Consider the following 8041-nt stretch of genomic DNA (forward strand, 5'->3'; position numbering starts at 1 on the left):
AGGACCTCATCAGCAATCACCAGAATGCCGTTCTTGCGGGCAGATTCTTGCACCGCGGCCATGAATTCAGGCTTTGCCGCAACGAGGCCACCGCGGCTCGGCATCGGATCCAGAATGATGGCGGCAAGATCGTGCGCATTCGATGATATCAAGCGGCTCACCCCTTCAACATCATTGAAACGGAACACAACTACTTCATCGAGCACGCTCGCAGGCATTCCGCGATAGAAGGCCGTGGACTTGGGTTCGATGGCGTCCCCCCAATTGTCGGGTGTCGCTGCTTGACTGACCTCCACCCAGTCATAGGCGCCATGGTAGGCGCCCTCGAGCTTGGCAATCTTCGGACGTCCGGTGAAGGCCCGCGCAGCTTTGATCGCAAACAGCACGGCCTCAGTTCCCGTATTGACGAAGCGAACACGATCAACCTGCGGAATGCGGCCGCAAAGTAGTTCAGCGAGTTCGATTTCCCTCTCCGTCGGATTTGCGAAGCAGGTGCCGCGCTGGAGCTGACGCGTTAGCGCTTCCACCACGGGCTCGAAGGCATGTCCATGGATCAACGTTGTAAAGTTGCAATTAAGGTCGAGAAACGAGCGGCCATCAACATCAAATAGATAGCTGCCCATCCCACGCTCGATGTAGAGCGGATTTGGATCTCGCTCAATCGTCACGCGCGAGGTGCCGTCTGGGAAGACCTTTTGGGCCCGGACAAAGTTCTCGTTGGACCGCCCAGCGCTCAGAAATCGAGGCGAAATATCCGAACCTGCAATCTCCTGGTTCACAATATCCTCCTCGATTTCTTCGCCAATGTTGCTGAGTGGGCCAACCAACTACCACCGCCGCGCCACAACTTTCGGCCTTGCTGTTCGACTTCCCGGAGTACTGGAGGGACATCGAGCCAATTTGAGCAGCCCGGCGATCTGAAAATCGCCTGACTATCTTCCTGGCTGCGCATTACCTCTGCGGAATTGCGGGGAGTGAATATGCGGCAAACTCTATAGGTGCCCTCAGGTGGTTAGCTACAGCATCGGCCTTTTTGTACCGCAAGATGCTAGTTGACCGTAAACACCGATAATACATTGAGATACTACCTACTTTGGTGAGAATAGTGCCTTACGATTGAGAGCACTCACGCCACGGCTGGATTTGCGTTACCATACCTACGATTCGGCCGGATGGAAGTACGAGGCTCGCGTTGCCTGTGCGCGGCTCGGAAACCGTATTCGTCGCTTCCGCCTACATGATCGCGCATCGGCCTGCGCGGCAGTCGGCAGCAGGCTTTGATCCGCTTTTTCCGCCCTATGCAAGAGCAAGCAGAGTCGCCTCATGGGATCGCAAAGTCCGACTCTGAAGTAAACTCGCCAGGTATGACCGATGCCTTACGCGTCCTGACGCTTGCTGCAGCAGCGCCAGCGCAGCTCAGCACAAGACTTGAGCTGTAGGACAAGTGTGCACCGCGGTTCGATGCCATCAAATGGTCCGGAGGATATCGGCGTAAGCATGGCCGATGATCCGCGTTGGTCCTGCCGATCAATTCGATGCAGTGGAGTAATTTTCGGAACTGCTGCGGAACACTGAATAGTGTGTCACGATGACTCTCAAACCCGCTGGCTGCGCCGATCTGTCACGCCTCAGATTTTATCCGATGTGTGTTATTATCAGCTTGGCGATACAGTCTTTGTTTTTGTGAGCTCCTCTTCCGAAAGCATTGCCCTATCGATGATACCGTCTCTCGCCAAGTGCGCTCTCTTCTCTCTGTTATGCTGTCCAATCGTCGGGTGCCGTGGCACGGTTACATGGGGCCTTTCACCTTCCCGAATCGGCATTGACGGCTGCGCCAATGAATGCGCCATCGACTTCTCGCAGATACCCGCGCGACCTGAGATGCTGATCCCTGAGCCGATCAATTGGCAGGCGGGCAGCGCCGGCCGCAATCCGGCGGCCTGTAACTGTGACATAGCCTGATCAGCTTCGCAGCTGTTCGCCCAGGCTTCGATCGCGCTCTCGCTCAACTCCTCGATATCGCGGAGAGCTTGCGCAGGTTTCAGCGACACCTCCTGCGGCCCAATCTGGTCGACCAATAAGTAAGGCAAGCCTCCGCGACACGTTGGTCGCGGCTACCACTATACAGTTGACCTTCTCGATGGGCTGGGCGGGCCGGCTATGTACGCGCACTCTGGGCATTAATGACCCGCACCCATTCATCCAGAGAGATCCGCGAAAGCCAGGGTGCATTTTGGTCCACGCGCTTGGGGGAGATGCCCGCATTGTTTTTTGCTCTCGCGCTGGAGGCAATCTCCTCGCTTAAACTGCACGAGTTCGAGCGATACTCACTAATAGTGGGGCGGTGTAATCACCCAGACCACTTTTGCTGGCACCGATCCTGGATTAGCGCAGCGATGTTGCGAAGCGCTGTTGAATGAAAAGCTATCGCCCTCTTCAAGCTTGAAACGTTTTCCATCTACCCACAGGTCCAACCGACCAGAGATCAAAATACCCGCTTCATTGCCGTCGTGGCTGTACTCACCGCTATCGGCGCCCGGTTGGATCGTACTCAGAAGCAATTCAAGCGGACCGGCAAGGTTCGGGGACAGAAGCTCTTCGGCAATGCCCAACCCGGTAAATGTAAGGCGCCGCCGGTGCGCTTTACGGACAACGATCTCTCTTTCATCGGCGGCAGCCTGCAGATTGCCGTGGAAGAACCAATTCATATGCACGCCAAGTACGTCGCTAAGCTTCTTCAAGACTCCAATCGGCAGCTTGGATTGATTTCTCTCGATTTGACTCAAATAGCCGACCGATATCCCGGCCGCCCGAGCAAGCTGGTTCAAGGTCAGCTTTTTGATTTTGCGCAATTCACGGATCTGGCCGCCTACGGCGACGTCAGAGTCCATGCCGGCCGTGGAGTTAGGGGCTGCCCATTCGTCAGCCGCGCGTATCGACCTAATAGCCATCGAGTCCTTCAACTTTCAAGGCATGGCGGCGCGGTGAAGTCTGCCCCGAAATCCGTCGGACAAAGTACAACCTCGCCGCAGACTCACGTCGCAACCAAATCACGCCTGTTGGACGCCTGATCTTTATAGATGTGAAAGTATTGAAAGAAACCCTTTTGGGCATAAAAATACTTCACATTTATGAAAAAATCTGCCAAATTTTCATGGCAGGTGGAGATCAGTCGTGCCGGAACTTCCAAAATCGGGGCAAGTCGTCATCGTTGGCGGCGGAATCATGGGCTGCAGTCTAGCCTACCATCTTACTCTTCGTGGTTGGACAGACGTTGTTCTGCTCGAGAGAAAGCAACTTACGTCCGGAACCACTTGGCACGCAGCGGGCCTTGTTGGGCAATTGGGTGCAACTCACAATCTCACACGATTAGCTCAATACACGACGGAGCTATATTGCGAGCTCGAGCGCGAAACGGGGCAAAATACCGGATACCGACAGATCGGATCGCTCGCTATCGCCAACAACGGTGAGCGCTTTGAGGAGCTCCGGCGTGGCGCGTCCATGGCTCGATGCTTTGGTCTGGAAGCCAACGTGATTTCGGCGAAAGAAGCGGGTGATCTTTGGCCTTTAATGGCAACGGAGGATCTGGTCGGCGCGGTGCACCTCCCGAAAGACGGACAGACCAATCCAGTCGATACGACTCAGGCTCTGGCGAGGGGAGCGAGGTCCCGCGGGGCGAAGATCATTGAAAATACTGCTGTTACGGACATCCTGGTCCAGAATGGACGCGCCCACGGAGTGCGAACTAAAAACGGTGAAATAGAAGCTGAATTCGTCGTCAACTGTGCGGGGATGTGGGCTAGGGAGCTTGGCGCAACAGCAGGAACGACGATCCCTCTTCATGCAGCCGAGCATTTCTACATCGTGACCGAGCCGGTTCCTGAGATCAGAAAGCATCTTCCCGTACTGCGCGATGCCGATGCTTGTACCTACTTCAAGGAAGACGCAGGCAAGCTGCTGGTCGGTTGGTTCGAGCCGATCGCAAAACCCTGGGGTATGCAGGGAATCCCCGAGAGCTTTGAGTTCGATACCCTGCCGGACGATCTCGAGCACATTGAACCGTTGCTTGAGGGGGCGATTCGTCGTGTGCCGCTACTGGCAAAAACAGGAATTCAGTTGTTCTTCAACGGTCCGGAAAGCTTCACGCCCGACGACCGCTACATGCTTGGCGAAACGCCGGAAGTGCGGAATCTGTTCGTTGCGGCCGGCTTCAACTCAATCGGTATTCGCTCCGCTGGCGGGGCAGGTAAAGTCCTGGCCGACTGGATTATCGACGGTCATCCGCCGATGGATCTTTGGGACGTTGATGTCAGACGGGTGATGCCGTTCCAGTCAAATCGCCGATATCTGAAGGACCGCACTGTGGAGGCCCTCGGCCTGCTGTACGCCATGCATTGGCCCTTTCGGCAGCCCGACACCGCAAGAGGAGTTCGCCGTTCGCCTCTGCACGATCGCCTGCTTGCGCAAGGCGCCTGCTTTGGAGAGGTCGCGGGTTGGGAGCGGCCGAACTGGTTCGCGCCGCAGGGGCATCAGGCAAAATACCAATATAGTTATGGCCGTCAGAATTGGTTCGAATACTCAGCCGCAGAACATAGGGCGGTACGCGAAGGCGTCGGATTATTTGATCAATCGTCGTTTGCGAAGTTCGTGCTTGAAGGGGACGACGCTGAATCCATCCTGAACAGGATTTGCTCGAACAACATATCTGTGTCGATCGGTCGCATCGTCTATACGCAATGGCTTAACGATAGAGGCGGCATTGAAGCCGATCTCACCGTCACGCGGGAAGGCTCGAAGCGTTTCCTCATCGTGACGGCCGCGGCAACGCAAGTCAGGGACTTTGCTTGGCTGAGACGTCACATTCCCGAGGGCGCCCGCGCTATCGCGACGGATGTTAGCTCTGCTTATGCCGTGCTAGGTGTGATGGGGCCGCGATCCCGGCAGCTCCTCAGCAAGCTTTCTGATGCTGATCTTTCCAACAAAGCATTTCCGTTCGCGACTTCCCAGCTCATTGATCTCGGCTACGCGAAAGTCAGGGCGAGTCGCATTACTTACGTCGGCGAACTCGGATGGGAATTGTATATCCCAACCGAGTTCGTCCAGGGCGTCTATGAGTGTCTCGTCGAAGAAGGCGCTCGATTCGACATGCGCCTCGCCGGCTATCATGCCATGAATTCTCTTCGCATGGAGAAGGGGTACCGTCATTGGGGACACGACGTTACGGACGAAGACACCCCGCTCGAATCCGGTCTCGGCTTCGTCGTGGCGTGGTCCAAGCCACACGGATTTATCGGACGCGACGCACTGCTCCGACAGAGGGAGGCAGGCCCGCGCCGAAAAATGATCCACATCGCACTGAGCGATCCCGGGGTACTGATCTATCACAACGAGCCTATCTGGCACGATGGGCGGCTCGTCGGCCGGATCACGTCAGGAATGTTCGGACATACAGTCGGGACCTGCCTGGGATTGGGCTTTGTCTACAACCCAGACGGCATTGTCGATGCCTCGTTCGTGAAGGGCGGGCGCTTTGAGGTCGAGGTGGCCGGGCAACGCGTTCCCGCACATGCATCGCTCCGTCCGTTTTATGATCCCAACAACAATCGCGTAAAGGATGTAGAGGAAGGTGCTCTCGTCTCGGCCCCGGCCTCATAGAAGAGCTAGACTGTCATGACGACGACAAGCGCCGTAACCGAACCTCGCTACGTTCATGCCGAAATGCAGAGGCCCTTAATTGACGCACCTTCCAAGGATCGCTCCCATCGCCCCCATTTCGTTCTCACATTCTCCTGCACAGACCGCATCGGAATCGTCCACGCTATATCGGGCTTTCTCAGCTCGCACGGCTGTAATATCCGCGACAGCGCCCAATTCTCGGACAGTCGAGTCGGGAGGCTTTTTATGCGAGTGTCCTTTCATGCGCCGGGCCTCTCACTTGAAGATATACAGTCCGCATTTTCCCCAGTCGGCACATCGTTCGGCATGAGCTGGGAATTCCATGACTGCAATACGAAACCTCGACTTTTGATCATGGTATCAAAGGCGGGGCACTGTCTGAACGACCTGCTGTTCCGCTACGCAACCGGCACGCTTGAGGTCGCAATCCCCTTGATCGTCTCCAATCATCGGGATTTTCACCGGCTCGCCGCATCCTATGACATTCCGTTTCATCATATGCCCGTCAGCGCAGATACAAAGACCGCACAGGAGGCAAAGCTCCTGGAACTCATCGAGCAGGAGCGGATCGACCTCATCGTTCTGGCGCGGTACATGCAGGTCTTGTCGGACAATCTCTGCCAGAAGATGTCCGGGAAGATCATAAATATCCACCACTCTTTTCTGCCGAGCTTCAAAGGCGCAAAACCGTATCATCAAGCCCACTCAAGAGGGGTCAAGTTGATTGGCGCGACGGCTCACTACGTGACGGCAGCCTTGGATGAAGGTCCGATCATTGAGCAAGATGTGCTTCGCGTGGATCATTCGCTTACCCCAGACGATCTTTCAGCCGTCGGAAGAGACGTAGAAGCCGCTGTTTTGGCGCGGGCGGTCAAATTACATACAGAAAACCGCATCCTCATGAACGGCGATCGTACGGTGATCTTCCGATGAGCATTCCGGATACCGCGCGCAATTCTGCATGTCAGCGGGCTCTCATCGATGGCGTCGCGGTTGCGGCTCGGGTCCATTCTGAGCTGCGCAGCGCAGTCGAGAACTTAAGTGAGAGGGGACTTATACCCGGGTTGGCTGCTGTTCTTGTTGGCAGCGATCCGGCCAGTTCCGTCTATGTCCGTACGAAGATTCGTCGATCGATCGAAGCTGGTCTGCGGTCGTTTCATCATAAGCTGCCAAGCACTACAAGCGAAGCAGATTTGCTATCCTTGATCGACAGGCCGAATAGAGCTCCCGATGTCCACGGAATCCTGTCCAGCTGCCGTTACCTTCCCACATTGATGTTCAGAGGGTTGCAACTGCCATCGATCCAGCGAAGGACGTTGACGGTCTTCATCCCATGAATGTAGGCAAGCTATCGATCGGCGCGGATGGGCTGGTCCCCTGTACTCCGCTGGGCTGCATGCTACTGATCAAGGGAATTCGCAGCCAACTCGCTGGGCTCCACGCGCTCATTGTTGGACGCTCCAACATTGTCGGCAAGCCGCTCGCCCAGCTTCTACTTCGAGAGAATTGTTGTCACGGTCGCGCACTCTAAGACCGACGACCTTGCTTCGGTGTGTCGCCGCTCGGATATCCTCGTAGCGGCTGTTGGGCAACTCGCACTCATTCGTGGTGAATGGATCAAGCCTGGTGCGATCGTCATCGACGTCGGGATCAATCGCATCGAACATGAAGGACGCCGCCGACTGGTCGGTGACGTGGATTTTGAGAGCGCGCGCCTCCTCATGGCTGGCGCACTCACTCCGGTCCCCGGCGGTGTGGGCCCCATGACAATTGCTTGTCTTCTTAGAAATACAATCGAAGCCGCATGCCGCCGACAGGGCGTCGAATGGCCAATCGCTACCATGTAACCCGTTTTCCAGAAGGTAGGTTGTTGAAGAATGCCGATGTCGGCGCCTGCTGACCTCCCAGCTGGCTTCGACTCTCCTTTTCTGTTCGGTAGCGGATGTCCGCCTCGATGAACGCTTCCCACTCACAACCGAATGCCTCCGCCGTCCGAGCCAGTACGACCTCTGTCGTGCCAATCCCTCGTGCCAACGAACGGGGCATCATGTTGGACGTGGTTAGTGGCCCGATCGCCCACGGTTGAGCGCCGGTCCTCGCACTTGGTTTGCGTGTAGATCTTCGGCGGCCCGTTAGCTGGTACCGGGTCGCAATGCAGGAGCGTGGTTGCCGCTCTGTCGGTTACTGGCGTGGCCTGCCGGAGGGCCGATCGTTAGGCGCTCGCCCGGCTCAAAATGACCTTGCCCCCAGATTTTATCCAGTTCTGAGTTCGCTCAAGCCATTGGATTTGCCCAGTTGGGCGGTGGTAGCGACGGGAGCTGGCGCGGAGCCATCGGCATAGCGCAGCGCCAGATCCCGGCGC

At 56.5% G+C, this 8041-nt stretch carries 5 protein-coding genes and 1 pseudogene; 3 read left to right on the forward strand and 3 right to left on the reverse strand.

The window, feature by feature from the left end; translation table 11 throughout:
* The 3 genes from I6F16_RS37170 to I6F16_RS37180 form a co-directional block, all read right to left on the reverse strand.
* The coding region (locus tag I6F16_RS37170; RefSeq protein WP_225174737.1) for an aminotransferase class III-fold pyridoxal phosphate-dependent enzyme at window positions 1–767 on the reverse strand (767 nt) is incomplete at its 3' end.
* Between the two features lie 888 nt (window positions 768–1655).
* Window positions 1656–2078: a hypothetical protein gene (locus I6F16_RS37175; protein ID WP_225174734.1), complete on the reverse strand. Its 423-nt coding sequence runs from the start codon at window positions 2076–2078 to the stop codon at window positions 1656–1658.
* Between the two features lie 252 nt (window positions 2079–2330).
* On the reverse strand, window positions 2331–2891 hold the full coding sequence (locus tag I6F16_RS37180; protein WP_225174735.1) for a cupin domain-containing protein: 561 nt from the start codon (window positions 2889–2891) through the stop codon (window positions 2331–2333).
* A 283-nt stretch (window positions 2892–3174) separates the two neighbouring features.
* On the opposite strand from I6F16_RS37180, the gene I6F16_RS37185 reads away from it, so the two are divergent.
* From I6F16_RS37185 to folD, 3 genes and pseudogenes are all read left to right on the forward strand, one after another.
* The gene (locus I6F16_RS37185) at window positions 3175–5658 is read left to right on the forward strand and encodes an FAD-dependent oxidoreductase (RefSeq protein ID WP_225174736.1); all 2484 of its coding nucleotides are present in this window, start codon (window positions 3175–3177) and stop codon (window positions 5656–5658) included.
* Window positions 5659–5721: 63 nt separating this feature from the next.
* Window positions 5722–6612 (forward strand): formyltetrahydrofolate deformylase, encoded by an 891-nt coding sequence (gene purU / locus I6F16_RS37190; protein WP_225174738.1) that lies wholly within the window; start codon window positions 5722–5724, stop codon window positions 6610–6612.
* Window positions 6609–7526: pseudogene (folD, locus tag I6F16_RS37195) on the forward strand (bifunctional methylenetetrahydrofolate dehydrogenase/methenyltetrahydrofolate cyclohydrolase FolD). The gene purU and the pseudogene folD overlap by 4 nt, the downstream one beginning before the upstream one ends.
* The last annotated feature ends 515 nt before the right edge of the window (window positions 7527–8041 follow it).

It is taken from the genome of Bradyrhizobium sp. IC4060, assembly GCF_020193715.1.
GTDB lineage: Bacteria > Pseudomonadota > Alphaproteobacteria > Rhizobiales > Xanthobacteraceae > Bradyrhizobium > Bradyrhizobium yuanmingense.

Coding starts and splice junctions, on each gene's coding strand:
- I6F16_RS37180 (WP_225174735.1), bottom strand. CDS start 2,891: ATGGACTCTGACGTCGCCGTAGGCGGCCAGATCCGTGAATTGCGCAAA.
- purU (WP_225174738.1), top strand. CDS start 5,722: ATGCAGAGGCCCTTAATTGACGCACCTTCCAAGGATCGCTCCCATCGC.